The sequence below is a fragment of the Mycobacterium sp. URHB0021 genome, from assembly GCF_054057895.1.
The window spans coordinates 7,589,486-7,615,697 of record NZ_JBSRZT010000002.1 but is presented as its reverse complement, the minus strand read 5'-3'; the positions used below and the strand labels follow the sequence as shown (position 1 = coordinate 7,615,697).

Annotated in this window: 20 protein-coding genes and 1 pseudogene; 16 read left to right on the top strand and 5 right to left on the bottom strand. The window is 67.3% G+C overall.

The window, feature by feature from the left end:
• Positions 1-29: 29 nt before the first annotated feature.
• On the top strand, positions 30-3,215 hold the full coding sequence (locus ACVWWN_RS39420) for a multicopper oxidase domain-containing protein (protein WP_457148721.1): 3,186 nt from the start codon (positions 30-32) through the stop codon (positions 3,213-3,215).
• A 28-nt stretch (positions 3,216-3,243) separates the two neighbouring features.
• Here the strand turns inward: ACVWWN_RS39420 and ACVWWN_RS39415 are convergent, their stop codons facing one another.
• From ACVWWN_RS39415 to ACVWWN_RS39405, 3 genes are read right to left on the bottom strand one after another with little or no spacing between them, the layout of a single operon-like run.
• Positions 3,244-4,215, bottom strand: a complete 972-nt coding sequence (locus ACVWWN_RS39415; protein WP_457148720.1) for an antibiotic biosynthesis monooxygenase — start codon at positions 4,213-4,215, stop codon at positions 3,244-3,246.
• 2 nt (positions 4,216-4,217) lie between these two features.
• On the bottom strand, positions 4,218-6,935 hold the full coding sequence (locus ACVWWN_RS39410) for a molybdopterin-dependent oxidoreductase (RefSeq protein WP_457148719.1): 2,718 nt from the start codon (positions 6,933-6,935) through the stop codon (positions 4,218-4,220).
• Positions 6,932-7,759 carry an FAD binding domain-containing protein gene (locus ACVWWN_RS39405; RefSeq protein WP_457148718.1) on the bottom strand — a complete coding sequence of 276 codons (828 nt, stop codon included), beginning with the start codon at positions 7,757-7,759 and terminating at the stop codon, positions 6,932-6,934. Before ACVWWN_RS39405 ends, ACVWWN_RS39410 begins: the two co-directional genes overlap by 4 nt.
• 371 nt (positions 7,760-8,130) lie before the next feature.
• Between ACVWWN_RS39405 and clpB the strand changes: the two genes are divergently transcribed.
• The 8 genes from clpB to nhaA all read left to right on the top strand — a co-directional run bounded on the left by clpB (position 8,131) and on the right by nhaA (position 17,170).
• On the top strand, positions 8,131-10,677 hold the full coding sequence (gene clpB / locus ACVWWN_RS39400; protein WP_457148717.1) for an ATP-dependent chaperone ClpB: 2,547 nt from the start codon (positions 8,131-8,133) through the stop codon (positions 10,675-10,677).
• Between the two features lie 70 nt (positions 10,678-10,747).
• The gene (locus ACVWWN_RS39395) at positions 10,748-10,870 is read left to right on the top strand and encodes a hypothetical protein (RefSeq protein ID WP_457148716.1); all 123 of its coding nucleotides are present in this window, start codon (positions 10,748-10,750) and stop codon (positions 10,868-10,870) included.
• 106 nt (positions 10,871-10,976) lie between these two features.
• Positions 10,977-11,819 carry a trehalose monomycolate transport factor TtfA gene (gene ttfA, locus ACVWWN_RS39390; RefSeq protein ID WP_457148715.1) on the top strand — a complete coding sequence of 281 codons (843 nt, stop codon included), beginning with the start codon at positions 10,977-10,979 and terminating at the stop codon, positions 11,817-11,819.
• A gap of 14 nt (positions 11,820-11,833) precedes the next feature.
• Positions 11,834-12,610: an SDR family NAD(P)-dependent oxidoreductase gene (locus tag ACVWWN_RS39385; protein WP_457148714.1), complete on the top strand. Its 777-nt coding sequence runs from the start codon at positions 11,834-11,836 to the stop codon at positions 12,608-12,610.
• The gene (locus ACVWWN_RS39380; RefSeq protein ID WP_457149452.1) at positions 12,611-13,510 is read left to right on the top strand and encodes a hypothetical protein; all 900 of its coding nucleotides are present in this window, start codon (positions 12,611-12,613) and stop codon (positions 13,508-13,510) included. It begins immediately after the preceding gene.
• A complete protein-coding gene (locus ACVWWN_RS39375) occupies positions 13,503-14,144 on the top strand; it encodes a TrmH family RNA methyltransferase (protein ID WP_457148713.1) in 642 nt (213 codons plus the stop codon). The genes ACVWWN_RS39380 and ACVWWN_RS39375 overlap by 8 nt, the downstream gene beginning before the upstream one ends.
• Positions 14,145-14,159: 15 nt before the next feature.
• Positions 14,160-15,323, top strand: coding sequence for a glycoside hydrolase family 76 protein (locus ACVWWN_RS39370; protein WP_457148712.1), 1,164 nt, complete (start codon positions 14,160-14,162; stop codon positions 15,321-15,323).
• Positions 15,320-17,170 (top strand): Na+/H+ antiporter NhaA, encoded by a 1,851-nt coding sequence (gene nhaA, locus ACVWWN_RS39365; protein WP_457148711.1) that lies wholly within the window; start codon positions 15,320-15,322, stop codon positions 17,168-17,170. Before ACVWWN_RS39370 ends, nhaA begins: the two co-directional genes overlap by 4 nt.
• Here the strand turns inward: nhaA and ACVWWN_RS39360 are convergent.
• A complete protein-coding gene (locus tag ACVWWN_RS39360; RefSeq protein ID WP_457148710.1) occupies positions 17,154-18,113 on the bottom strand; it encodes a LysR family transcriptional regulator in 960 nt (319 codons plus the stop codon). The two genes, nhaA and ACVWWN_RS39360, sit on opposite strands and share 17 nt — an antisense overlap.
• 109 nt (positions 18,114-18,222) lie before the next feature.
• On the opposite strand from ACVWWN_RS39360, the gene ACVWWN_RS39355 reads away from it, so the two are divergent.
• The 7 genes and pseudogenes from ACVWWN_RS39355 (at position 18,223) to ACVWWN_RS39325 (ending at position 25,506) form a co-directional block, all read left to right on the top strand.
• Positions 18,223-19,113 (top strand): FAD binding domain-containing protein, encoded by an 891-nt coding sequence (locus ACVWWN_RS39355; RefSeq protein WP_457148709.1) that lies wholly within the window; start codon positions 18,223-18,225, stop codon positions 19,111-19,113.
• A gap of 1 nt (position 19,114) precedes the next feature.
• Positions 19,115-19,603: a (2Fe-2S)-binding protein gene (locus tag ACVWWN_RS39350; protein WP_457148708.1), complete on the top strand. Its 489-nt coding sequence runs from the start codon at positions 19,115-19,117 to the stop codon at positions 19,601-19,603.
• On the top strand, positions 19,600-21,999 hold the full coding sequence (locus ACVWWN_RS39345; protein ID WP_457148707.1) for an aerobic carbon-monoxide dehydrogenase large subunit: 2,400 nt from the start codon (positions 19,600-19,602) through the stop codon (positions 21,997-21,999). The genes ACVWWN_RS39350 and ACVWWN_RS39345 overlap by 4 nt, the downstream gene beginning before the upstream one ends.
• Positions 22,000-22,025: 26 nt before the next feature.
• Positions 22,026-22,742, top strand: a complete 717-nt coding sequence (locus ACVWWN_RS39340; RefSeq protein WP_457149451.1) for an XdhC family protein — start codon at positions 22,026-22,028, stop codon at positions 22,740-22,742.
• A pseudogene (locus tag ACVWWN_RS39335) lies at positions 22,739-23,642 on the top strand (AAA family ATPase). Before ACVWWN_RS39340 ends, ACVWWN_RS39335 begins: the two are co-directional and overlap by 4 nt.
• The gene (locus ACVWWN_RS39330) at positions 23,639-24,319 is read left to right on the top strand and encodes an SRPBCC family protein (RefSeq protein WP_457148706.1); all 681 of its coding nucleotides are present in this window, start codon (positions 23,639-23,641) and stop codon (positions 24,317-24,319) included. The pseudogene ACVWWN_RS39335 and the gene ACVWWN_RS39330 overlap by 4 nt, the downstream one beginning before the upstream one ends.
• Positions 24,316-25,506 (top strand): vWA domain-containing protein, encoded by a 1,191-nt coding sequence (locus ACVWWN_RS39325; RefSeq protein WP_457148705.1) that lies wholly within the window; start codon positions 24,316-24,318, stop codon positions 25,504-25,506. The genes ACVWWN_RS39330 and ACVWWN_RS39325 overlap by 4 nt, the downstream gene beginning before the upstream one ends.
• Here the strand turns inward: ACVWWN_RS39325 and ACVWWN_RS39320 are convergent.
• Positions 25,503-26,183 carry a VTT domain-containing protein gene (locus ACVWWN_RS39320; protein WP_457149450.1) on the bottom strand — a complete coding sequence of 227 codons (681 nt, stop codon included), beginning with the start codon at positions 26,181-26,183 and terminating at the stop codon, positions 25,503-25,505. The genes ACVWWN_RS39325 and ACVWWN_RS39320 overlap by 4 nt on opposite strands.
• Positions 26,184-26,212: the final 29 nt, after the last annotated feature.

Here is a 26,212-nt window from a genome sequence, read left to right as displayed (position 1 = left end):
TGACGCTGCTCGATCACGTCCGTGGGGGAATGGGGGAGACCGCTGTGGTCCGTCGACGGAACCTGGTCCTCGCCATCGCTTTGCTGGTGGTCGTATCGCTGGTGGCGATGTTCACGTCATGTTCGAGACAGCGGCAGGCGCCCGCGCCGCAGGCCGGTGTCAACGCCGGACCCGACGGCAAGCCGGCCGCGTTCCAGGAGCCGGTCCGGCTGTCCAGCAAGGACGGCGTGCTCGAGGTGCGGCTGTCGGCCCACCAGGGCACCGTCGCTCTGGACACCGTCAAGGAACCCGTCTCCAACTTCCTCGTCTTCGGCTATGACCTGATCAATGGCACGAGTTCGGACGGTGCGGCCAAGGGTGACAACCTCTACCCGGCCCCGACCCTGCGGGTCGAACCCGGTGAGCGCTTGATCGTCCACTACGACAACGACCTTCAGGGCCTGAACATCCAGGACTTCTATGATCCGGCCTTCACCCCCCAGGACGGCCAGGTGCCGGTCTACCCACCGATGCTCACCGAGGCGCCGCTGAACCTGCATACTCACGGTCTGCACGTCAGCCCGCAGGGCAACGCCGACAACGTGCTGCTGTCGATTCCGGCCGGGATGGGCAACACATACACCTACGACGTGCCGAAGACCATGCCCAACGGGCTGTACTGGTACCACAGCCACCGCCACACCATGACGGCGATGCAGACGTACATGGGCCTGGCCGGCCTGCTCGAGATCGGCAGGCCCGACGGCAATCTTCCGCTGGTGACGAAGAACGACATTCCGGTGCGCGACATGGCGATTCAGTACAACTATGTCTTCGACCGCAACGGCACCGGCCATCAGCTCAACAACCTGACCTGGCCGCAGTGGGTGAGCACGCTGACGGGCCCCGAGGGGTCGCAGATGGCGGACGGTACGTATCGACCCAGCCTTGCGCCGGTGAACTTCGAACAGACCACCAACGGAGCCGAGTACATCACCGCCTGGTGGCAGGGCCCGCTGTCGCCGCACAACAACCGCGGACAGACCCAGTTCATGCCGTCGAACCTGATCGCCTTCGACAGCCCGACCAAGAAGGTCGCCGAGAATCCGGCCCTGCCGGAGAATCAGCGCGATCTGCAGTTCACGGTCAACGGCCAGTTCCAGCCGGAGTTGAAGCTCAAGCCGGGCCAGACGGAGATCTGGACGGTGGCCAACGTCAGCGACATCGCTTACATGACAGTCAGATTGACCGAGACCGCGACCGGAAACCACCCGAAGTTCTCCATCGTGGGGCAGGACGGCAACCCGTATACCCAGGTCGGTCGCCCGACCTACGGCGACGGAACGACGCTCGACATCCCACCCGCGTCACGGTTCGCGATCGCGGTCACCATGCCAGGGCAGGGCGACCTGGTCCTCGAGTTCCCGCCTGACCCGCGCGCGAAGCCGATCGTCAATCCCGGTGTGCTGTATACCAATAATGGCACCAAGAATCCGCCTGCGGTGCTCGGCACGCTCCACGTCGACCCGAAGTACGTGAGCTACGCCGACGGTTTCTTCGTGTTCCCGACGCAGACGCTGCTGCGGGCCACCCCCGACACCAGCGGGTACGGACAGACCACGGCGTTCGAGCCGGGCCAGAACCTCGACGCGTATACGTCGTTCGTGGACACGTCGGTGATGACGCCCGCGGTCAACCGGGCGCTGACGGTCACCGGCGGGTTCGGCAACGAGAAGGCCGACCACAACGACCCCAAGGCCATCGTGTACATGTTCGACGCCAACACGTTCCCGAACATTCCGCTGATTCAGCCGCGCCTCAACTCGGTGGAAGAGTGGTCGATCACCAACTTCAACAACGATGCGCATCCGATGCACATCCACGTCAACGACTTCCAGGTCACGCAGGTCGACGATCCGAATCGAGGAACGACGGGCGTACAACCGTTCGGCGTGGACAACGCCAACGTGCCCGCTCCGCTCATCGACGAGAACCACGTAGCGACCACGCCTGCGTCGCTCAACCTTCGACAGGAGTTCCTGGAATTCGCCGGGACCTACGTGATCCACTGCCACCGGCTCAACCACGAGGACAACGGCCTGATGGCGCTCATCAACGTCATCCCCGAGGTGTCGACGTATGCCGTCGCGATCCCCGGCGGCAACGGCAAGCCGGCCTCGGTCCAGGTGCGAGACGCCGAGGGCGACAAGGTGTTGCAAACAGTGGTCCCGTTCCCCGATTTCGAGAGCGCCCCCAGCGTCGCCATGGCCGACGTAAACGGGGACATGATCCTGGACCTGGTGGTCGGCACGGGCCGGGGGGTGTCGCCCGAGGTCGCGGTCTACGACGGCAACAACACCAAGGACGGCGTCTTCAAGACCGAGCTGACGCGGTTCGCGCCGTTCGACGCGGACTTCACCGGCGGGGTGACGGTGGCGGGCGCCGACATCGACGGAAACGCGATGGCTGACAACGTCATTGTCGGGTCGGGACCGGGCATGGAATCGCAGATCAAGGTCTTTTCCTCGACAGTGCCGTCCGAGGCGGGCAAGGCCCCCGACGTGTTCTCCGCGTTCACTCCGTATCCCGGGTCCCAAGCGGGTGTGACCCTTTCGACCGGACTGGTGGAGGCGGGTTCGGGCCGGGAGAGTGTGGTGACGGCGCCCGGCCCCGGCGATGCGCCGCTGATCAAGACCTTCCGGTGGGACCTGTTCACTCCGACGGCGAGGGCACAGGCCAACGGAACCACGCCGCAGGGACATCCGAGCAAGCCGAGCGATCCCCGGATGTCGTCGCAGTTCATGGCGTACGAGGAGAACTACAAGGGCGGCGTCACCCTGTCGACCGGCTGGGTCGCGGGTGCCGAGGGCGGCGCCAAGAGCATCGTCACCGGACAGGTCGGCGGAGCCGGCACGGTCCGGGTGTGGTCGTCGGGGTCGCGGCTCGACGGTCAGCCCGGGATGTACCTCGACAACCCGAACCACCACGAGGAAAACGTCAAGTACGCCCAGATCGCTTCGTTCGAACCATTCGCGGGTGCCGGTGTGACCGTCGCGACGACGAGTACCACCCACGGCGCCGACCTCCTGGCGGCCGGCATGGTGCCAGGTGGTCCAGAGGTGCGGAAGTTCACGCTTGAACGCCCGGCGCCAGACAGGAAAACCCTTGCGCCCAAGCTCATTGCGACGGTGCCGATGCCCACAGCGCCTGGTGTCGTGCCGCTCGGCGGGCGCTAGGGTTTCGGGTGGGCGAAGCCGGGGTGTGTCAGGGTAGGTGCCAGAACACCCTGGTGACGATGTAGAAGACGACTGTCCAGGCCACCAGGGCAATGGCGGCGATACCGATGCCGCGCCAATTCGTCTGTGCCTCGGGCGCATTCGGCGGTGGCCGCAGCCAGTATTTCAATAGCGGGTTCACGTAGTAGGGCATCGTCACGAAGCTCATCAGGAGGCTGGAGAAGAGGTTGCCGACGAGCATGCCCAGCCACAGCGGCATGTGCAGCGGCGACAGTACGAGCGTGAGGAGCACGACGGTGGGATAGAGGCCCACCCACACCGCGATGGATGTCTTGAGCTCCGACGGCGGTGGCGCCTCGTCGCCGCGGTCCTCGAACGCGAACCAGCTGCCGAACGAGTTGTCGATGGTCCGTGACCGGAATTCGGAGAACTGTTCCCCCTCTGCCAGCAACTGTCGGCGATCCTCGGAGGTCAGCCATTTGTCGAGGTTGGTGGCGTTGTCGAAGCGGTACAGGGCCGTCCACTCATCCTGCACGCCCTTGACTGGGCGAAACAGCTCCGTTCCGCGGAAGCCGGGGAACTTGCTCTCCGCCTGGCGAAGCCGTTCTTGCCAGTCGAGGAAGTCGTCGACGGACTCTGGGGCGACGACGTGCGTAACGGCCACCGTCACCAGGGGATCCGTGTGGCGGGCACCGCCGCCGAGAACCTGTTGCGTCCCGATCCCCTCGCAGTACTGCTGCCCTTCGTCGAGGCGTTCCTGACGGGTGGCGCTGTTCAGCCACGCCTGGACGTGGGCGATCGAGTCGAAGCGGTAGACCACCACCCACTCGGCCTGCACTGCGGTCGGCGGATTGATCTCGGCGCCGATGAACCCCGGGTATTTGGACGCTTCCCGGTTCATGTCCTTCTGCCAAGCTTCGAACTGCTGCTCGCGGCCGGGGCGCACCTTTTGGCCGATGATGACGGTGGCAGCGGTATCGGTTGGATTCTTGGTGTCCATGCTCAGGTCACCGCGATCAGGTTCGTCGAATCGAGCCGGGCGTAGATCCTCTCGGGTGTCAGCGGCAACGCCCGAAAGCGCACACCCGTCGCGTCCTCCAGCGCATTGGCCAACGCCGGTGCCACCGGGTTGATGCAACACTCCGCCATGCCCTTGGACTTCATCGGTCCCACCGAGTCGGACGATCTCACGAACAGCAGCTCGGTGCGGGGGACGTCCGCGTAAGTGGGGATCCGATAGTTGCGCAGGTTCGGGTTGACCATCACGCCGTTGTGGTCGACGCGGAAGTTCTCGGTCAGTGCGAAGCCGATGCCCATCGCGACGCCACCGTCGACCTGACCGCGCACCTGTGCGGGGTTGATGATCACACCCGCGTCGGTGGCGTGCACGCTGTAGAGGATGCGGATCTCACCGGTGACCCGGTGGACCGCGATGCGGAAGCCGTGCGTGTTCGACGTGACGCTGCGCGGCGAGCCGTATGCCTTGCGCGACTCGGTGAACCGAATACCGCGGGCGCGGCCGGCCTCGACGAGTTCGGCCAGCGACACGCGGTTGCCACCGCACACGACCCCGTCGTCGTCCATCGCGCAGTCGGCGACGTCGACGCCGGCGTGGATGGCCGCGAATTCGAGTATCCGCTTCCGCAGTGCGGTGGAGGCATAGTTCACCGCGTTGCCTGCGACGAACATGCCTGCACTCGCGAACGCGCCGGTGTCGAAGCCCGTCCTGTCGGTGTCGGATTGCACCAGGCGGATCCGGGACGGTGTGGTAGCCAGGTTGGTCGCCGCGATCTGCACGTGCACGGTCGAGGTGCCTTCACCGAACTCGACTGTGCCGACGGCGATCTCGTAGGTGCAGTCGTCACGAAGCGTTGCCCAGGCATCAGAGATGTGGTCCGTCGGCGGCGCGGTTTCGTGTAGCGACGTCGCGGCACCGGACCCGACGAGCCAGTCATCGCCGAGGTCACGTCCGGTGTCGTCGAGCCGTAGGGCTTCGTCGACGAGGTCGATGCACTGCGTGATGCCGTCCTGGGTGAAAGCCACGTCGTCGGGGTGATCGTCGAGCGCCAGCAGCGCGTCGCCGGGTCGGACGACGTTTCGGCGCCGCAGTTCCATCGGATCCATGCCCAGCTTCACCGCCAACTCGTGAATCGCGCATTCCACCGCGTAGCCCGGCTGGGTCATGCCGTAGCCGCGCAGCGCGCCGCTGGGCACGGTGTTGGTGTAAACCGACCAGGCGTCGAATTTCTTGTTGGGACAACGGTAGAGCGCGATTGCGGCGCCGGCGGCGAACAGCGTCTCACCGCCGTGATTGCCGTAGGCGCCGGTGTTGGACACGTTGCGGTATCCGAACGCGGTCAGCGTCCCGTCGGCCTTGGCCCCGAGTTTCACCGTCACCTTCATCGGGTGCCGCGGCGAGGCCGTGGTGAACTCCTCCTCGCGGGTGTACTCCCAGGACACCGGGCGGCCGGTGTCCAGCGTGGCCAGCGCGGGCAGATCCTCTGAGATCAACTCCTGTTTGCCACCGAAGCCGCCTCCGACGCGCTTGCAGAACACGCGCAACTGGTCGGGACGCAGGTCGAACAGATGGGACAGCTTGAGCTTGGCGATCGACGGTGACTGCGAGGCCGTGCGGACGTGCAGCCTGCCGTCCGCCATCCAGGTGATCGATCCGTGCGTCTCGAGATGTGCGTGTTGCACCCGCGGCGAGAAGTACGTGCCTTCATGGATGACGTCGGCCTCGGCGAATCCCGCTCCGGCATCGCCGATTTCACCGTGCAACTGGAGCAGGATGTTGCGGTCCTTGTCGCGGGCGAACGGGTCGTCGTAGCGGTGCAACTGGGGCGCGCCGTCGGCCATCGCCTCTTCGGGATCGAAGATGGCGGGCAGCATCTCGTACTCGACACCAACCATGCGGCAGCCCTCTTCGGCGGCCTCGACCGACTCGGCGAGCACAGCGGCCACCCGCTGGCCCGTGAAGCGCACGACGTTGTCGAGGATGTAGGTGTCGTCGGGATCCACCAGGTGGTCGGTGTGGATCGCGGTGCTGTACCGCTTCCGCGGGACGTCCTCCCAGGTGTACACGCGATGCACGCCGGGGACCGCCAGCGCGGCGGTCTTGTCGATGGACACGATGCGGGCGTGCGCATGCGGCGAGTGCAGCACCTTGATGTGCAGCATGCCCGCCATCTCGGTGTCCATCGTGAACTCGGCGGTTCCCGTCACGACGCCGATGGCCGCGGGCGCACCCACGCTGGCGCCGACGGCGTTGCCGGGTTCGGCCTCCTCGATGGCGGTGAAGCCGTTGACGGCGTCTTCGATCGCGCGATATCCGGTGCACCGGCAGAGGTTTCCCTTCAGCGCGCGGGGCAGATCCTTCTTCTGCTCGTCGGTGAAGGTGGCCGCGGTCATGATCATGCCCGCGGTGCAGAAGCCGCACTGAAATCCCGGGGCGTCGCGGAACTGCCGCTGCATCGGGTGCAGGTCCTCCGGCGTGCCGAGGCCCTCGATCGTGGTGACCTCGCGGCCCTCGGCGCGGAATGCGGGGGTGATGCAGCTGTGCACCGGGTCCCCGTCCAGCCACACCGTGCACGCGCCACAGTCACCTGCATCACACCCTTTTTTGACACCGTGCCAGCCCAACGACCGAACGAGGGTGCGCAGGCACTGCCCGGGATGTGGCTCCGCATCGAATGCCTCACCGTTGACGGTGTACGTCATGAGAACGCTCCGACGCTGAGTTCGGTGCGGATGTCTTCGGCGAAATGTTGTGCGAGGTGGCGACGATGGTCGGGCGTGCCGTTCGGATCGTCGAACCAGACCGTGTCGGACAACTCGTCGATGCGGCCCGCCAACGTGTCGGCGTCCGGCATGACGTCGAACGCGAGACGCACCGGGCGGGTGGTGCCCGCGGTGATCGTCAGGAGTAAGTCGTCGGCGCCGGGCCGCTGGGTGGCGATCATGAAGATCGTCGACCGCCCGAGCTGGGTGAGGGTGAAGCGCCGATGTGCGTACCGCTTACGTAGCGCGCCCAGCGGGATGTCAACTCTTCGCAGCAGCTCCCCCGGCGACAGGATGTTCTCGTGGTTCCCGGTCACGAAATCGACTGCGTCTACAGTGCGTGCCGTGCCATCCGGGGACAGCAGCGTGTAGGTCGCCTCGAGCGCCACGGTCATCGTGATCATCGGCCCCGCGGGCAGGGACATGCAGATATTGCCGCCGACCGTGGCCGAGTTCCACACCTTGAACGACGCCAAAAACGCCTCACAACTGACGGCGAACAGCGGGCCGGCCCGCCAATCGGTCGGCGCTGCGAACGCGTACAGGTCCCGAATCGTGCACATGGCGCCGATTTCGAGGCCCGCGTCACCGGCCGCCAGGGCGTCCCAGCCGAGCGGCACCAGGTCGATGAGGCGGCGCAGGTCGGGTTGCTGATCGGAGAACAACCAGGTGCCGCCGGCCAGCCAGGCGTCGCCGGGTCGCCAGTGGGCTCCTGGCGGGTCGAGTGGTTGGCGGACAACTTCGGTGACGGTGTTGATGTCCAAATGCGTTTCCCCTCGCAGCCAAAGCGTCCTCTGGCGCAACGCGCCCGCACTTGCTCGATTCAGCGTAAGCCAACAAACGGTGTGGTAAACGAGTTTGCCGATGTCGACGTGCCGATTACTGAGTTGCGCGAACCCAGGTTGCTGGCGGCAGCGGCCCGGGTCTCCAGCGGCCGACGTGAAATCGTCGACCGACTCGGCGATGCCGGCGAAACTGGCGAAACTGCGAACAGGTCGCGAAATACACGGATGGCGCGATCTCCCCGCAGGCTCGGCAAAAAAGTTGGAGTTGAGCGGAACAGACTCAACCTTGACGGCGTTGCACATCACGACAAGCATTTACCCAGCCATTTTCGAATGATCGGAGGATCGTCGTGGATTCGTTCAATCCGACGACCAAGACCCAGGCGGCCCTGACTTCGGCCCTGCAGGCGGCGACCACCGCAGGCAACCCGGAGATCCGGCCCGCCCACCTTTTGATGGCACTGCTCACTCAGAACGACGGCATTGCCGCCCCCCTCCTGGAGGCCGTCGGCGTCGAACCCGCGACAATCCGCGCCGAGACGCAACGACTCCTGGACCGACTGCCCAGCGCCAGCGGCGCGGCCTCGACGCCGCAACTGTCGCGGGACTCGCTGGCCGCGATCACGGCCGCCCAGAACCTCGCCACCGAGATGGACGACGAGTACGTCTCGACCGAACATTTGATGTTCGGCCTGGCCGCCGGAGATTCCGAGGTGGCGAAGCTGCTCACCGGGCACGGTGCGTCACCGGAGGCGCTGCGCGACGCCTTCGTCAAGGTGCGCGGAAGCGCCCGCGTCACCAACCCCGATCCTGAGGCCACGTATCAGGCGCTGGAGAAATACTCCACCGACCTGACCGAGCGCGCCAGGGAAGGCAAGCTCGACCCGGTCATCGGCCGCGACAACGAGATTCGCCGTGTCGTGCAGGTGCTGTCGCGCCGCACCAAGAACAACCCGGTGCTCATCGGTGAGCCCGGCGTCGGTAAGACCGCGATCGTGGAGGGTCTGGCCCAGCGGATCGTGGCGGGCGACGTCCCGGAGAGCCTGCGCGACAAGACCGTCGTATCGCTGGACCTCGGCTCGATGGTCGCCGGAGCGAAATACCGCGGCGAATTCGAGGAGCGGCTCAAGGCCGTGCTCGACGACATCAAGAACTCGGCCGGTCAGATCATCACGTTCATCGACGAGCTGCACACCATCGTCGGCGCCGGTGCGACCGGCGAATCCGCGATGGACGCCGGCAACATGATCAAGCCGATGCTGGCCCGCGGAGAGCTGCGGCTGGTCGGCGCCACCACGCTCGACGAGTACCGCAAGTACATCGAGAAGGACGCCGCGCTGGAACGCCGCTTCCAGCAGGTGCTGGTCGGCGAACCGTCCGTCGAGGACACCGTCGGCATCCTGCGCGGTCTCAAGGACCGCTACGAGGTGCACCACGGTGTGCGCATCACCGACTCCGCGCTGGTCGCGGCGGCCACCTTGAGCGACCGCTACATCACCGCGCGGTTCCTGCCGGACAAGGCCATCGACCTGGTCGACGAGGCCGCGTCCCGGCTGCGCATGGAGATCGACTCCCGCCCCGTCGAGATCGACGAGGTGGAGCGCATCGTGCGCCGGCTCGAGATCGAGGAGATGGCGCTCGCCAAAGAGGAAGACGACGCCTCCAAGGACCGGCTGGAGAAGTTGCGTGCCGAGCTGGCCGACCGCAAGGAGAAGCTCGCGGAGCTCACCACCCGGTGGCAGAACGAGAAGAACGCCATCGACATCGTGCGTCAGCTCAAGGAGCAGCTGGACACGCTGCGTGGCGAGGCCGACCGGGCCGAGCGCGACGGTGACCTGGCCAAGGCCTCCGAGCTGCGCTACGGCCGCATCCCGGAAGTCGAGAAGAAGCTCGACGCGGCGCTGCCGCAGGCCGAGGCCCGCGAGGACGTCATGCTCAAGGAAGAGGTCGGGCCCGACGACATCGCCGACGTGGTGTCGGCGTGGACCGGCATCCCGGCCGGGCGGATGCTCGAGGGCGAGACCGCGAAGCTGCTGCGGATGGAATACGAGCTCGGCAAGCGCGTCGTCGGTCAGAAGAAGGCCGTCCAGGCCGTTTCTGATGCGGTGCGCCGCAGCCGCGCAGGCGTGGCCGACCCGAATCGGCCGACCGGCTCGTTCATGTTCCTCGGCCCCACCGGTGTCGGTAAGACCGAGCTGGCCAAGGCGCTGGCGGAATTCCTGTTCGACGACGAGCGGGCGATGGTCCGCATCGACATGAGTGAGTACGGCGAGAAGCACTCGGTGGCCCGCCTCGTCGGTGCGCCTCCCGGCTACATCGGCTACGACCAGGGTGGTCAGCTGACCGAGGCGGTGCGGCGGCGTCCGTACACGGTGATCCTGTTCGACGAAATCGAGAAGGCCCATCCGGACGTGTTCGACGTGCTGCTGCAGGTGCTCGACGAGGGCAGGCTGACCGATGGTCAGGGCCGCACCGTCGACTTCCGCAACACCATCCTGATCCTGACGAGCAACCTCGGCTCCGGCGGCACGGAGGCGCAGGTGATGGCGGCGGTGCGTTCGGCGTTCAAGCCGGAGTTCATCAACCGCCTCGATGACGTCATCATCTTCGACGGCCTCAACCCCGAGGAGCTGGTCGAGATCGTTGACATCCAGCTACAGCAGCTGGCCAAGCGGCTGGCACAGCGGCGGCTCACCCTCGAGGTGTCGCTGCGCGCGAAGAAGTGGCTGGCCGACCGTGGGTTCGACCCCCTCTACGGGGCCCGCCCGCTGCGCAGGCTGATTCAGCAGGCGATCGGTGACCAGCTGGCCAAGCTGCTGCTGGCCGGTGACGTGCACGACGGCGACGTGGTGCCGGTCAACGTCGGCGCGGACGGAGACACCCTGGTTCTGGGATGATCTACTTCGCCGAAACTGTATTCCAGCAGGCGTCTACTCGTACTTTTCCTGCTGGAATACAGTTTCGCGGGTGATCACGACTAGCTTCTCGACGCCTACGGGCTGGCCGGAGGCGGGCTCGGGATTCGCCGAGTTGACCACGGCCACCCGATCTTCCTCCTCGGCGGCCCACCTCGACCGCCCCGCGGCTTAGCTCGCCGATCCGGCCGACGTCATGGGCCACGTGCAGACGCTATGTGAGGAGATTGTGACTTGCTCGAGTTCGGGGTTCGGCGGGCCCAGCAGATAGGCTAGGCCTGATGGTCCCGCTCTGGTTCACCCTGTCCGCACTCTGCTTTGTGGGTGCGGCGGTGCTGCTGTACGTCGACATCGACCGTCGACGCGGGCTGGGGCGCCGCCGCAAATCGTGGGCGAAGTCGCACGGCTTCGACTACGAGCAGGAATCGCGGGAGATCCTGAAGCGCTGGAAACGCGGTGTGATGTCGACCGTCGGGGACATCAGCGCCAAGAACGTGGTGCTCGGCCAGATCCGCGGCGAGGCCGTGTTCATCTTCGACCTCGAAGACGTCGCGACCGTCATCGCGCTGCACCGCAAGGTCGGCACCAACGTGGTGGTCGACCTGCGGCTCAAGGGCATCAAAGAGCCGCGGGAGAACGACATCTGGCTGCTCGGCGCCATCGGTCCGCGGATGGTGTACTCCACCAACCTCGACGCCGCGAGGCGCGCCTGCGACCGGCGGATGGTCACATTCGCCCACACGGCGCCCGACTGCGCCGAGATCATGTGGAACGAGCAGAACTGGACGCTGGTGAGCATGCCCGTCACCAGCACGCGTGCCCAGTGGGACGAGGGCCTGCGCACCGTCCGCCAGTTCAACGATCTGCTCCGGGTGCTGCCGCCGGTACCGCAGACGGGTCAGGGCGGCACCGGTCAGCCCGTGGCACGTCGCAGCGGATCGCCGAGCCGGCCGCTGACGCCTGCGCCGGCCCGCTCCGAACTGCCGCCCGGTCGCACCGATCTTCCGCCGAGCCGTGCCGACGTGGGCCGCTACACCCAGCAGCGGCCGGACCCCCGCCAGTCCGAGCAGCGGCCGCCGCCACCCTCGCGCAACGGACGCCAGTCACCGCACTATCAGCGGTAAGTACTCTCTAGGGCATGTCACGCCCTGTTGCCCTGATCACCGGACCCACCTCCGGGCTGGGGGCGGGGTTCGCCCGCCGGTACGCGATCGACGGTTATGACCTGGTGCTCGTCGCCCGCGACGTGGCGCGGCTCGAGCGGCTCGCCGCGGAACTGCACGACGAGGCGGGCGCAGGCGTCGAGGTGCTTCCCGCCGACCTCGCCGACCCGGCCGACCGCGCGAAGGTGCGCGACCGGCTGGCGGCCGGGGTGCGGGTTCTGGTGAACAACGCCGGCTTCGGCACCTCCGGTGAGTTCTGGTCGGCCGACCTGGCGCTCTTGCAGAAGCAGTTGGACGTCAATGTCACCGCGGTGATGCAGCTGACCCATGCCGCGATGCCGCCGATGCGCGCCGCCGCGGCGGGAACGGTGATCAACGTCGCCAGTGTGGCCGGGCTGTTGCCCGGCCGCGGGTCGACGTACTCGGCGTCCAAGGCGTGGGTGATCGCGTTTTCGGAGGGTCTGGCGAATGGTCTGGGCGGTACCGGCGTCGGCGTGCACGCGCTGTGCCCCGGCTTCGTCCATACCGAATTCCACGAGCGCGCGGGCATCGAGATGAGCGGCACACCGTCGTTCCTGTGGCTCGAGGTCGAGGACGTGGTGCGCGAAACCATGGCCGACGTCGCCAAGGGCAAGGTCGTCATCGTCCCCGGACTGCAGTACAAGGTGCTTACCGCGGGTGGCCGCGTGGTGCCACGCAACCTGGTGCGTACCGTGACGAAAGTTGTTGGCAGAGGCCGTGGCCGGACGTAGCTGCCGGTGCGGCTGATCGCCGTGTCGGCGGTGGTCGTCATCGCGGCCTCGGCGTGTTCCGGCGACGACAGCCCCCCGCATCCGTATTCGACGCAGGCCTCGGGGATGGGGCAGTCGCAGGCCATCTTGGGCTGGAACATGTCCGTGAGCAACCTGCGGTTCGACGGCGGTTACGTACTCGTCGACGTGGACGCCGCACCGGCGCAGGCCGGATCCCCGCACGCCAAGCCCGACGACATCCGGTTCGGGTTGTACGGCGCCCTCGCCCACCCGATCGAGGCCAACGGTCTCAACGGCTGCCGCGACGCGACAAGCCTTGCTCTGCAACCCCTGTCGGCTCCGACGCCGGATCGGCTGACGGGCACGGTCTGCCTCGGACCCTTCCGGGACGAGTCGCAGGTGCGCGGCGTGTACGTCTATTCGCCCCGCGACCGCACCCCGGGGACCACCGCGGCCTACCCGGCGGCGTTCCCGGTCGGCGTCCCCCCGACCAACGAGAATGACACCGGGCTGCAGCTCAAGACGACGAGCGTCGATGCGTTCCGGGCCGACGGCACCCAGCTCGAGCCCACCGCACTGGGCGACCCTGCGGCGTTCAGCGGCAACGGCTACATGTTGATCGGTCTCGAAATCGGCGGTCTGGCAACGAGATACCGCGATGACTCGGCCCGCCGCGGCGGTCCGCTGATGGTGTTGGCCGCACCGACACTGCCGCCGCCCGGACTCAGCCACGCCTGCGACGTCTACGGTGCGTCGGTGCTCGTCCTGCCCGACGCCTCGCTCGACGCCGTTCAGGTGCGCGCCTCACTGTGTACGCAGGGTGAGATCAACGCCGCGCTGCTGTACGCCACCGTGTCGATGGTCGGCACACACGCCGCGCTGTGGACCAAAGATGAGTGAGCCGGGCCCGACCGAATGGGGGGTGGGTCCCGGAGTGGGACCCTGGGCCGGCGACCCACCCGACGACCCCCGCTACGACCCTGCGCTGCTGCGCGACGGCGACACCCGCAACGTCGTTGACGCGTACCGGTACTGGACGCGCGAGGCGATCGTGGCCGACATCGACCGGCGCCGACACCCGCTGCACATCGCGATCGAGAACTTCGGCAACGACGCCAACATCGGCGGTGTCGTGCGCACTGCCAACGCCTTCGCGGTGGACACCGTGCACATCGTCGGCCGGCGCCGCTGGAACCGGCGCGGGGCCATGGTGACCGATCGATACCAGCGGCTGTGCCACCATGACACCACCGCCGAATTGCTGGCCGCCGCCGCCGAAGCCGGGCTTACCGTCGTCGCCGTCGACAACGTTCCCGGCGCGGTCCGGCTCGAACACACCACCTTGCCGCGGGACTGCCTGATGATCTTCGGTCAGGAGGGGCCCGGCATCACCGACGAAGCCAGGGTGGGTGCCACGCTGACCGTGTCGATCGCGCAATTCGGGTCGACCCGCAGTGTCAACGCCGCCGTCGCCGCGGGCATCGCGATGCACACCTGGATCACCCAACATGGAGACATGGACAACGCCTGGTAGGGCAGGATCAATGCCATGGATCAGGTATGGGCCAACCGTGCGGCTAGTGCGGAAGCGGCCATTGCCAAGCGACACCTCAAACGTCTTTGGGGCCTGCCCGGGACCCAGTTGGGCGTCGTCGCATGGCCGTCGGAGCGGAAGTACCGATGGTTCGGCACCTGGCACTACTGGTGGCAGGCCCATCTGCTGGACAACCTGGTCGATGCCCAGCTACGCGATCCGCAACCCGCCAGGAAGCAGAAGATCGCCCGCCAGATCCGGGCACATCAGCTGCGCAACAACGGAACCTGGGTCAACGACTACTACGACGACATGGCCTGGTTGGCGCTGGCACTCGAGCGCGCGGGGCGGCTGGCCGGCGTCGAGCATCCCCAGGCGTTGAAGAAGCTGGCCGAGCAGTTTGTCAGCGCGTGGGTGCCCGAAGACGGCGGCGGCATCCCGTGGCGCAAACAGGACCAGTTCTTCAATGCGCCGGCCAACGGACCCGCCGCGATCTTCCTGGCCCGTTACGACGACCGGCTGCGGCGCGCCCAGCAGATGGCCGACTGGATCGACGAGACGCTGATCGACCCCGAGACCCATCTGGTGTTCGACGGCATCAAGGCCGGCTCGATCGTGCGGGCGCAGTACACCTACTGCCAAGGCGTGGTGCTCGGGCTGGAGACCGAGCTCGCGGCCCGCACCGAGGACCCCGACCATGCCGAGCGGGTCCATCGGCTGGTCGCCGCGATCCGCGACAACATGACGGCGGACGGCGTCATCAAGGGCGCCGGTGGCGGCGACGGCGGCCTCTTCAACGGGATCCTGGCCCGCTACCTCGCGTTGGTGGCGACCACCCTGCCGCAGAACGGTCCGGCCGACGCCGAGGCCATGGACACGGCCCGCTCGCTCGTGCTGGAGTCCGCCCGGGCGGCGTGGGATCACCGGCAGACCGTCGACGACCTCCCCCTGTTCAGCGCGTTCTGGGAACGCCAGGCCGAGATCCCGGTCGCCGGGGGCAAGCAGGCTGAGCTCGTCGAAGGCGCGGTCAACGCATCGGAGATTCCCGAACGCGACATGTCCGTGCAGTTGTCGGGATGGATGCTGATGGAGGCCGCTCACTCCGTCGCCCCGCCTGAAGAAACCGAAGTACCAGAAGAACCAGAAGAAACCGGCGAAGCCGAGCCCGAAGAAGCGTGACCAGCGAGTCCGCGCCGCGTGTCGTCCGGTTGCTGCCGACACGCTTGCACCGCGATCCCAAGGCGATCGGGACCACCGAGAAATGGGCAGCGGCGCTGCTGCTGGCATCGACCGTCGCAGCCATCGTGTGGGCGAATTCGCCATGGGCGGCCAGCTATTGGGCGCTGCTGGACACCCACGTCGGATTCGGCTTCGGTGCCGCCCGCTTCGAGCTGACCGTCAAGCATCTGATCAACGACGGCCTGATGACGTTCTTCTTCTTCATCGTCGGACTGGAGGTGACCCGGGAGTTCGCGATCGGCGAGCTCACCGACCGCGCACGGGCCGCGGTGCCGGTGGTCGCCGCGCTTGCCGGGCTGGCGGTGCCCGCAGTGGTTTTCCTGCTGTTCAATCCGACGGGAGAGAACGCGGTGGCTTGGGGCGTGGTCATCTCCACCGATACCGCCTTCCTGGTCGGCGCGCTGGCCATCATCAAGCCGAAATTCCCTGCCCGGCTACGGATTTTTCTGCTCACCCTGGCGGTGGTCGACGATGTCGGCGCGCTCTGCGTGATCGCGCTGTTCTACTCCGACAACATCAGGGTCGTACCGCTGGTGGTTTCGCTGGTCCTGGTCATCGCGATCGCGCTGGTGCGGTTCGTTCCCGCCGGTCGTGGTCCGGCCTATGCGGCACTGGGATTGGCATTGTGGGTGTCGCTGTACCTGTCCGGGGTCCATCCGACGCTGGCCGGGGTGGCGATCGCGCTGCTGATTCCCGTGTTCACCCCGGCACGCAGGCAGGTGGAGGAAACCGTCGAGGTGATCCGGGCCTTCCGGCAGTCGCCGAACTCGCAGTACGCGCGGGCCGCCACCCGCAGCCTGCGCGAATCGATCTCGATCAACGAGCGGTTGCAGACCGACGTCGGGCCCTACGTGTCCTTCCTGGTGCTGCCGCTGTTCGCGTTGGTGAACGCGGGAGTGCGGCTGGATGCCGACAGTGTGCTGGCGGCGCTGCGGTCACCGCTGTCGTGGGGCATCGTCGCGGGCCTGGTACTCGGCAAGTTCGTCGGTATCAGCGGCGCGACGTGGTTCATGCGGCGCACGGGTCTGGGCGAGCTGGCGCCGGGACTGACGCTGCGGCGGGTGGCGGGCGGTGCCGCGTTGTCCGGAATCGGTTTTACCATCTCGCTTTTCATCGTCGACATCGCGATCGCCGAACCCGGCCGGCAGGATCAGGCGCGCATCGGAGTGCTGGCCGCGTCCGTGCTGGCGTTCGTGGTCGGTTGGGCATACTTCCGGATCACCGACTGGGTCAGCCCGCCCGAACCCGTCGGGCTCAAGCTACTGCGGGCCGTCAACCCGGAACGCGACCACATCAAGGGCGACCCGGACGCCCCGCTGACGTTGGTCGAGTACGGCGACTTCGAATGCCCGTTCTGCAGCCGCGCCACGGGTTCCATCGACGAGGTCCGTGCTCATTTCGGGGTCCGGTTGCGCTATGTCTGGCGCCACCTTCCGCTGGAGCGGGTGCATCCGCGCGCCTTCGACGCGGCACGGGCCAGTGAGGCGGCGGCGCTGCAGGGCAAGTTCTGGGAAATGGCCATCACGCTGTTCGCCCATCAGGACGACCTGGAATGGTCGGACATGTATCGCTACGCGGTGTCGGTCGGCTGCGACATCGAACAATTCGACCAGGATGTGCGGGCGCACGCGTCGAAGGTGCTGCACCACGTGGCCGACGACGTCGAGGACGCGGAACTGATGGACCTGAACTCGACGCCGACGTTCTTCGTCAACGGCAAGCGGCACAAGGGGCCGTGGGATTCCGCCAGCCTGATCCGGGCACTCGAGGCTAACTCCACAACGTGACGTGGATCTTCGGCCGGAACCGGGTCACCCCGACGCCGGCTCCGCGCAGCATCGCCTGTGTGCACCGCGGCGTGGTGATGAAGCGGACGAGCTCCGACACGGCGGGCTGACGCGCATCGGGTGGCAGCGTCATGGCGCTCCACTCGCCCGAGGCCTGCAGCCCAGGGCCCTTGATGTGGATCAGCCGGCCGTTGCTGAGGTCCTTGCCGACCGAGAAGCCGATCGCCAGGGTGACACCCCCGACGCGCTGCACCTCCTCCAGCGCCGCGGCATCGCTCTGGAAAATCCGCTGCGCCGACTCCGGTATCGCCAAACCCCTGAGCATTGCCGCTATTTCACCATCGGTGCTACCGGCCGACGGCCCGAGCATCCAGGGTTGCGCGCGCAGCAGCGCAGGCGTCGGCGGCTGGGTGGCGAGCGGGCTGCCCGGGCCGGCGACCGCGACAATCTGATATTTCAGGAAGGGCCGCACGACGATCGCCGGATCGGACGACTCGTCTCCGACGGGGCCGAGCGTGATGTCGACCGCGCGGGATGTGATGAGTTCCCGGAACCGGCTCCGGGCATGCACGCTGAGCTCGACGGACAAATCGTTGGCGCGTGACGAGAACAATTCGATCAGGCCGGGGGCGGCGTGTTCGGCGAAGGCGCTCGACGCGGCGATCCGCAGCAGGCGCCGGCCATGGGCGGCCTCGGTGACCTCGATCGCGGTCTGCTGCTGCAGGCCGAGGATCTCGATCGCGCGGCTTGCCAGCCGCAGCCCGCCCGGAGTGAACGCGAGCCCGGCCCCGGTTCGGGCGAACAGCGGGTCGTCGAGCTCCTTGCGCAGCTGCGCGACGTGCATGGACACCCCCGCATCGGAGACGCCCAGTTCCGCGGCCGCCGCCCGGACCGAACCCAGCCGCACCACTGCCGAGAAGGCCCGGAGCTGAGCTGGGGTCACGGATCGAGCGTACGTCCGACCTGGTTAAGCGATCACTGAACTCGATATTGACGGCCCTGCCGGCCGGGACGACACTGATGCTCCCGGCTACAGAGGTGAGGTCAGTCACATGCAGGTACCTGGCCCCTTCGAGTACGAGCGAGCCACCAGTGTGGACCATGCCGTCGGCCTGCTGGACCGCCTCGGTGACGGCGCATTACTGGTCGCAGGCGGGCACAGCCTGTTGCCGATGATGAAGCTGCGCATCGCCAACCCCGAATACCTCGTCGACATCAACGACCTGGCCGCCGAACTCGGCTACATCGCCATCGAGCCGACACTGGTCCGGATCGGGGCCATGGCGCGGCATCGCCAGGTGCTCGAGAGCGACGAGCTGGCCGCGGTGTGCCCGATTTTCCGCGACGCCGAACGGGTGATCGCCGACCCGGTGGTGCGCAATCGCGGCACCCTGGGCGGGTCGCTGTGCCAGGCGGATCCCGCAGAGGACCTGACAACGGTGAACACGGTGCTGAATGCGGTCTGTCTGGCGCGTGGTCCGTCGGGCGAGCGCGAGATCCCGATCGACGACTTCCTCGACGGACCCTACGAGACGTCGCTGGCCTACAACGAGATGCTCGTCGAGGTACGGATTCCGTTGCGGCTCAACAGCTCCAGTGCGTACGCCAAGGTCGAACGCAGGGTCGGGGACTGGGCAGTCGCCGCGGCGGCTGCGGCGGTGACGCTCGACGGCGGCACCATCGCCGCGGCACGCATCGGATTGACGGCGGTGAACACCGACGCGGACGAACTCGCCGGGGTGCCGGGTGTTCTGGTGGGCGAGGCGCCGACGGAGGAGTTGTTCGCCGAGGCGGGCAGGCGTGCCGCGGCGGCTTGCGCACCGGTGAGCGATATGCGGGGCAGCGCGGAGTACAAGCGCCACCTCGCCGGCGAATTGACCGTCCGGACCCTGCGCACCGCGGTCGCGCGAATACGCAATACCCCGGCCCTGGAAGGGAACTGACATGCAGGTGAACATGACCGTCAACGGCGAGGTCGTGACGGCCGAGGTGGAGCCGCGGATTCTGCTCGTGCACTTCCTGCGGGACCACCTGGGGCTGACGGGAACCCATTGGGGTTGTGACACCAGCAATTGCGGCACCTGTGTGGTCGAGGTCGACGGTGAACCCGTCAAGTCCTGCACGATGCTCACCGCGATGGCCTCCGGGCACAGCGTCCGCACCGTCGAGGGGCTGGAGACCGACGGCAGACTCGACCCCGTCCAGGAGGGCTTCATGCAGTGCCACGGCCTGCAGTGCGGGTTCTGCACGCCCGGCATGATGATCACCGCCCGCGCGCTTCTGGACCGCAATCCCGATCCGACCGAGGACGAGATCCGCGAGGCGATCTCCGGGCAGATCTGCCGGTGCACCGGATACACGACCATCGTCCGGTCCGTGCAGTGGGCGGCCCGCAACGCCAAGCAGGGGGCCGGACTAGAGGTCACCGCGTGACGACCATCGAGGAGCGGCCCCCGTCACCGGATGACCTGGCGGACAACGACCAGAAGCCGTGCGGGCACGGCCGGATGCTGCGCAAGGAGGATCCGCGGTTCATCCGGGGCCGCGGCAACTACGTCGACGACATCTCGCTCAAGGGCATGCTGCATCTGGCCATCCTGCGCTCGCCGTACGCCCACGCCCGCATTGCCGGTATCGATGTCTCTGCGGCGCAGGCACACCCCAAGGTGAAGGCCGTCGTCACCGGCGCGGACCTCGCCGAGAAGGGGCTGGCGTGGATGCCCACGCTGTCCAATGACGTGCAGGCTGTGTTGGCCACCGACAAGGTGCGGTTCCAGGGCCAGGAGGTCGCGTTCGTCGTCGCCGAGGACCGCTATTCGGCGCGGGACGCACTGGAACTCATCGATGTCGACTACGAACCCCTCGACCCCGTCGTCGACGCGAGGCGCGCGCTGGATCCCGACGCCGAGGTGATTCGCACCGACCTCGAGGGCAAGGCGGACAACCACTGCTTCGACTGGGAGACCGGTGATGCCGCGGCCACCGAAGCCGCGTTCGCCAAAGCCGATGTGATCGTCAAGCAGGAGATCGTCTATCCGCGTGTGCATCCCGCGCCGATGGAAACCTGCGGAGCGGTCGCCGACCTGGACCCGGTGACCGGGAAGCTCACGCTGTGGTCGACGTCGCAGGCACCGCATGCCCATCGCACGCTGTACGCGTTGGTCGCAGGCCTGCCCGAGCACAAGATCCGGGTCATCTCGCCCGATATCGGCGGCGGCTTCGGCAACAAGGTGCCGATCTACCCGGGCTACGTGTGCGCGATCGTCGGCTCGCTGTTGCTCGGCAGGCCGGTCAAGTGGATGGAAGACCGCAGCGAAAACCTCACCAGCACAGGGTTCGCCCGCGATTACATCATGGTCGGCGAGATCGCCGCCACGGCCGACGGCAGGATCCTGGCCATCCGGTCCAACGTGCTCGCCGACCACGGCGCCTTCAACGGGACGGCCGCACCGGTGAAGTATCCCGCGGGCTTCTTCGGTGTGTTCACGGGTAGCTACGACATCGAGGCGGCCTACTGCCACATGACGGCGGTCTACACCAACAAGGCTCCCGGCGGCGTGGCATACGCGTGTTCCTTCCGCATCACCGAGGCCGTGTATTTCGTCGAGCGCCTGGTGGACTGCCTGGCGTTCGAGCTGAAGACGGACCCGGCGCAGCTGCGGCTGCAAAACCTGTTGAGACCGGACCAGTTCCCGTACAAGTCCAAGACGGGCTGGGTGTACGACTCGGGCGACTACGAGACGACCATGCGACTGGCGATGGACATGATCGGCTACGACGCGCTGCGCGCCGAGCAGGCCGAGAAGCGCGAGCGCGGCGAGCTGATGGGCATCGGGATGGCGTTCTTCACCGAGGCCGTCGGGGCCGGGCCGCGCAAGGACATGGACATCTTGGGTCTCGGTATGGCGGACGGGTGCGAGCTGCGGGTTCATCCAACGGGCAAAGCCGTTGTCCGGCTGTCGGTCCAGACCCAGGGTCAGGGACACGAAACGACGTTCGCGCAGATCGTCGCGGAGGAGCTGGGCATCCCGCCCGACGACATCGACGTCGTGCACGGTGATACCGACCAGACACCGTTCGGCCTGGGGACCTACGGCAGCCGGTCGACCCCGGTGTCGGGCGCCGCGGCGGCGCTGGTCGCACGGAAGGTCAGGGAAAAGGCCAAGATCATCGCATCGGGCATGCTCGAGGCATCCGTTGCCGACCTGGAGTGGGAAAAGGGAACGTTCAGGGTCAAGGGCGATCCGTCAGCATCGGTGACCATCCAGGACATCGCGATGCGCGCGCACGGTGCGGGAGACCTGCCCGAGGGTCTGGAAGGCGGACTCGACGCCCAGATCTGTTACAACCCCGAGAATCTCACCTACCCGTACGGGGCGTACTTCTGCGTGGTCGACATCGATCCGGGGACGGCGGTGGTCAAGGTGCGGCGGTTCCTCGCCGTCGATGACTGCGGCACCCGCATCAATCCGATGATCATCGAAGGTCAGGTGCACGGCGGCCTGGTCGACGGGATCGGCATGGCGTTGATGGAGATGATCGCGTTCGACGAGGAGGGCAACTGCCTGGGCGGATCGCTGATGGATTACCTGATTCCCACCGCCATGGAAGTGCCGCACTTCGAGACCGGGTACACGGTCACCCCGTCGCCACACCATCCCATCGGCGCCAAGGGCATCGGCGAGTCCGCGACGGTCGGCTCGCCGCCGGCCGTCGTCAATGCGGTGGTGGATGCGTTGGCACCCTACGGGGTGCGCCACGCCGACATGCCGCTGACACCGTCGCGGGTGTGGGAGGCCATGCAGGGCAACGCGACGCCGCCGATCTAGAGGAACTGATGCGAACTGCGATACGGATGGACGAGCGTGCACGGCAGCTGGTGCGCGCGCGGACGCCGTTCGTCCACGCGACCGTGGTGCGTGCGGCGCCGCCCACCTCCGCGCATGCGGGCGACGAGGCGATCCTGCTGCCCGACGGGACGATCGAGGGCTTCGTCGGCGGTCACTGCGCGCAGAACTCGGTGCGCAAGGCGGCGATGGGCGCGCTCCAGACTCAGGAGAGCGTGCTGTTGCGGGTATTGCCCGACGGCGACGTGCATTTCCCGGAAGCATCCGGCGCGTGCGTGGTGGTCAACCCATGCCTGTCCGGCGGCGCCCTGGAGATCTTCCTGGTTCCGCAGGTGCCGTCCCCGCTCGTGCGGGTCTTTGGTGCGACCCCGATCGCCGACGCTCTCGTCGATCTGTGCGGTGCCATGGGTTACGACGCCCGCTGCGGTGACGCAGACGATCTGGCGGGCACCACCGCGGTGGTGATCGCCAGCCTCGGCGGTCCGGAAGCCGAGGCGATCCGGGCGGCGCTCGATGCGGGTGTCGGATACATCGGCCTGGTCGCCAGTCGCGTCCGGGGCGCCTCTGTCCTCGAGCGCCTTGACCTCTCCGAGGCAGAGCGAGGCCGGGTTCACACGCCCGTCGGACTGCCGATCGGGGCAAAGACGCCGTTCGAGATCGCCGTGTCGATCGTGGCCGAGGTGATCAAGTTCATCCGGGTCGACGGGCTGAAAGCCGACGCATGACCAACCCGTTCGACGACGTCGATGACGTCATCCGCAGGTTCGACGCGCAGGATTACCTCCTCGACATCGGCACCGCATCCGCGATCTATCTGGCGGTCACCCTCGGCCGGCCGCTGTTGCTGGAGGGCGAGGCGGGAGTCGGTAAGACAACCGCCGCGAAAACGCTTGCAGCCGTGCTGGGCACACCACTGCTCCGCCTCCAGTGCTACGAGGGGCTTGACAGCGGCCGAAGCGCTCTACGACTGGAACTATCAACGTCAGCTGCTGTCCATCCGGTTGGCCGAGGCACGCGGCGCCGGGATCGACGAGTCCGACCTGTACACCGAGGCATATCTGGTCGACCGCCCGATCCTGCAATGCGTGCGGTATCGGGGCGATAACGCCCCCGTGCTGCTGATCGACGAGATCGACCGTGCCGACGACGAGTTCGAGGCACTGCTGCTGGAGTTTCTCGGTGAGGCGTCGGTCACCGTCCCCGAGTTGGGGACCTTCGTCGCCGAGCGGCCGCCGATCGCGGTGCTCACCTCCAACCGCAGCCGCGATCTGCACGACGCGCTCCGGCGGCGGTGCCTCTACCACTGGATCGACTACCCGCCGCCGTCTCGCGCCGCCGCGATCGTTCGGCGCACGGTACCCGGTGCCGCCACCGCCCTCATCGAGCATGCAACTCAATTCGTCGGTGACACAAGGAGTCTCGATCTCGACAAGCCACCCGGAGTGGCGGAGATCATCGATTGGGTGGCCGCACTCGCCGCGCTCGGGGTGACCGACCTCATCTCCGCGGGCACCGAACAGGCAATGGCTGGGCTCGGTGCGCTGGCCAAGACGCCCGATGACCACGCCGCCATCAGTGACGCGTTCGCGTCCCTACAGCTCGAACTGAGAGGAAGCACCCGATGAAGATCGCCAACGAGTTCACCGTCAGTGTCCCGATCGACGATGCCTGGGACGTCCTCACCGACCTCGAACAGGTCATCCCCCTGATGCCCGGTGCCCAGATGACCGGTCGTGACGGCGACGACGTGCTGGGCAAGGTCAAGGTCAAGGTGGGGCCGGTGACAAGCGAGTTCAGCGGCAAGGTGCATTTCGTGGAACAGAACCGTGACGAGCACCGCGCCGTCATCGACGGCAAGGGCAAGGAATCCCGCGGTACCGGCAACGCGGCCGCCACCGTCACCGCGCAACTGCACGACGCCGGCGGGCACACCCGGGTGACCGTGCACACCGACGTGAAGGTCGTCGGCAAGCTGGCGCAGTTCGGAAGCGGTATGTTGCAACAGGTTTCGGAGAAGTTGCTGGGTCAGTTCGTCGACTCGCTGGAGGCGAAGCTGGCGGTGAACCAGAACCCCGCACCGCAGGCCGCGGCGCCGCCGACCCACAACGGCGCGGCGGCACCGCTGGCCCCGCCGGCGCAGGCCCCGCCGGAGACGGAGCCGATCGACCTGCTCCAGCTCGCCGGTGGCGGGGCGCTGAAGAAGTACGGCCCGCCGGTCCTGGGTGCTTTCCTCGCGGCCGCAGTGTTCTTCACCCTGGGGCGGCTGCGCATCGCGCGAAAGGCGCGGCGCCGGACTCGATGACAATGCCTCTGGTGTTTCGCGGCGTCGACCTGTCGGCGTTCGCCGTGGCGCTGGTCGCCAAGCTACGCGCGGGCACGGTGACGGTGTCGGCCGATGGGCCCGCGACGTTGGTGCAGGCGATGCGCCTGCTGGCGCCGCATACCCGGACCGAGCTGTACTGGACCGCCCGGTTGACCCTACTGAACCGGGCCGAGGACCTGGCCGCCTTCGATGCGGTCTTCGACGTCGTCTTCGCCGACTCGGTGGCCGCCCGGGGGATCCAACCGGAGGACCGCGGCCTCCAGGCACAGGCAGCCCCGGCGCCGGGTGGCGGCGGAACCGACAGCAGCAACGAGGGCGAGGGCCTGCCGTGGACGACGCTGCCGGCGTCGATGCGGGCGGCCGAGTTCACCGACGGTGGGGTCGCGGTGCCCGATGCCCTCGCCAGCAGACTTGTTGCCAGGCCCGACGATCCGTTCGAGCGCTTCGGCGAAGAGGATCTGCGCCTCATCGGCACGTGGTTGGAGCAGGCGTTCATGCGGTGGCCGCAGCGCCGCAGCATGCGGCGGGAGCTCCACCCGCATGGCAAGCGAATCGACTTGCGGGAGACGATGAAACGGTCACGTGCGACGGGCTGGGAGGCGATGCGGGTCGCGCACACCCGCAACCGCGAGCACCCGCGTCGCATCGTGTTGCTCTGTGACGTCAGCCGTTCGATGCAGCCCTACACCACCATGTACCTGCACCTGATGCGCGCCACGGCGCTGCGCCGGCGGGGGATCCGTCCGGAAGTCTTCGCGTTTTCGACGTCGCTGACCCGGCTCACCGCGGCGTTGTCGCACCGGTCCGCGGAGGTCGCGCTGGCCAGAGCCAATGCGAAGGTCGTCGACCGCTACGGCGGGACACGACTTGGTCGGAGCGTCGGGGATCTGCTGGCGGCGCCGCACGGGAACGCGCTGCGCGGCGCGGTGGTGATCATCGCCTCCGACGGATGGGACAGCGATCCGCCCGAAGTGCTCCAACGGGCGATGCCACGGGTGCGTCGCAGGGCTCACACGCTGGTCTGGCTCAACCCACGGGCGGCGCATCCGGATTTCCGTCCGCTCGCCGGGTCGATGGCCGCGGCGCTGCCGTACTGCGATCTTTTCCTGCCCGCGCATTCACTCGACGGCTTGAAGGTGCTCTTCGCCGCGCTGTCGCGGACTTAGCCCGTCGGGTCGGTGGCCTGCTCGGGAGTTCCGCCCGCCGCCCGTTTGGCCGCCTTGCGCCGCTTGTACCACTCGATCAACATCGGCGTGATCGACGCGACCACGATCAGGATGAAGATCGGCTCGAGCAGCTTCTGGATCACCTCGAACTGGCCCAGTCCGTAGCCGAGCAGGGTCAGTCCGATGCCCCACACGACGGCGCCGATGACGTTGAACAGCGTGAACGCGCCGTAGCCCATCCGGGCGGCGCCCGCGGTGATCGGCGCCAGCGTCCGCACGATGGGCACAAACCGGGCGATCACGATCGCGAACGGGCCCCGCTGCTCGAAAAACGCATGAGCCTCGTCCAGATAGCGCTGTTTGAGAAACCGGGCGTTCGGCTTGAACATCGCGGTGCCGACGTTGCGCCCGATCCAGTACCCGACCTGTCCGCCGAGGATGGCGGCAATGGGAATGAACACCAGCAGCTGCCACAGCTGGAAATCGGCGTGCGGGGCGCCGTCCGCGGCCGCGGCGGCGGTACCCGCGGCGAGCATGCCCGCCACGAACAACAGGGTGTCGCCCGGCAGCACCGGGAACAGCACGCCCGACTCGATGAAGATGACCACCAGCAGTCCGACCATCGCCCAGGTGCCGAAGTAGCCGATCAGCTTGATCGGATCCAGGAAATCCGGCATGAGTGCCAGATTGGTGGATGCGGCGGAGA

Excerpts from the sequence above, each read along its gene's own strand:
- ttfA (WP_457148715.1), top strand. The coding sequence starts at position 10,977 with ATGGTCCCGCTCTGGTTCACCCTGTCCGCACTCTGCTTTGTGGGTGCG.
- ACVWWN_RS39370 (WP_457148712.1), top strand. The coding sequence starts at position 14,160 with ATGGATCAGGTATGGGCCAACCGTGCGGCTAGTGCGGAAGCGGCCATT.
- ACVWWN_RS39330 (WP_457148706.1), top strand. The coding sequence starts at position 23,639 with ATGAAGATCGCCAACGAGTTCACCGTCAGTGTCCCGATCGACGATGCC.
- ACVWWN_RS39320 (WP_457149450.1), bottom strand. The coding sequence starts at position 26,183 with ATGCCGGATTTCCTGGATCCGATCAAGCTGATCGGCTACTTCGGCACC.
- ACVWWN_RS39340 (WP_457149451.1), top strand. The coding sequence starts at position 22,026 with ATGGACGAGCGTGCACGGCAGCTGGTGCGCGCGCGGACGCCGTTCGTC.
- ACVWWN_RS39350 (WP_457148708.1), top strand. The coding sequence starts at position 19,115 with ATGCAGGTGAACATGACCGTCAACGGCGAGGTCGTGACGGCCGAGGTG.
- ACVWWN_RS39325 (WP_457148705.1), top strand. The coding sequence starts at position 24,316 with ATGACAATGCCTCTGGTGTTTCGCGGCGTCGACCTGTCGGCGTTCGCC.
- ACVWWN_RS39375 (WP_457148713.1), top strand. The coding sequence starts at position 13,503 with ATGAGTGAGCCGGGCCCGACCGAATGGGGGGTGGGTCCCGGAGTGGGA.
- ACVWWN_RS39410 (WP_457148719.1), bottom strand. The coding sequence starts at position 6,935 with ATGACGTACACCGTCAACGGTGAGGCATTCGATGCGGAGCCACATCCC.
- ACVWWN_RS39385 (WP_457148714.1), top strand. The coding sequence starts at position 11,834 with ATGTCACGCCCTGTTGCCCTGATCACCGGACCCACCTCCGGGCTGGGG.
- ACVWWN_RS39415 (WP_457148720.1), bottom strand. The coding sequence starts at position 4,215 with ATGGACACCAAGAATCCAACCGATACCGCTGCCACCGTCATCATCGGC.
- ACVWWN_RS39355 (WP_457148709.1), top strand. The coding sequence starts at position 18,223 with ATGCAGGTACCTGGCCCCTTCGAGTACGAGCGAGCCACCAGTGTGGAC.
- ACVWWN_RS39420 (WP_457148721.1), top strand. The coding sequence starts at position 30 with ATGGGGGAGACCGCTGTGGTCCGTCGACGGAACCTGGTCCTCGCCATC.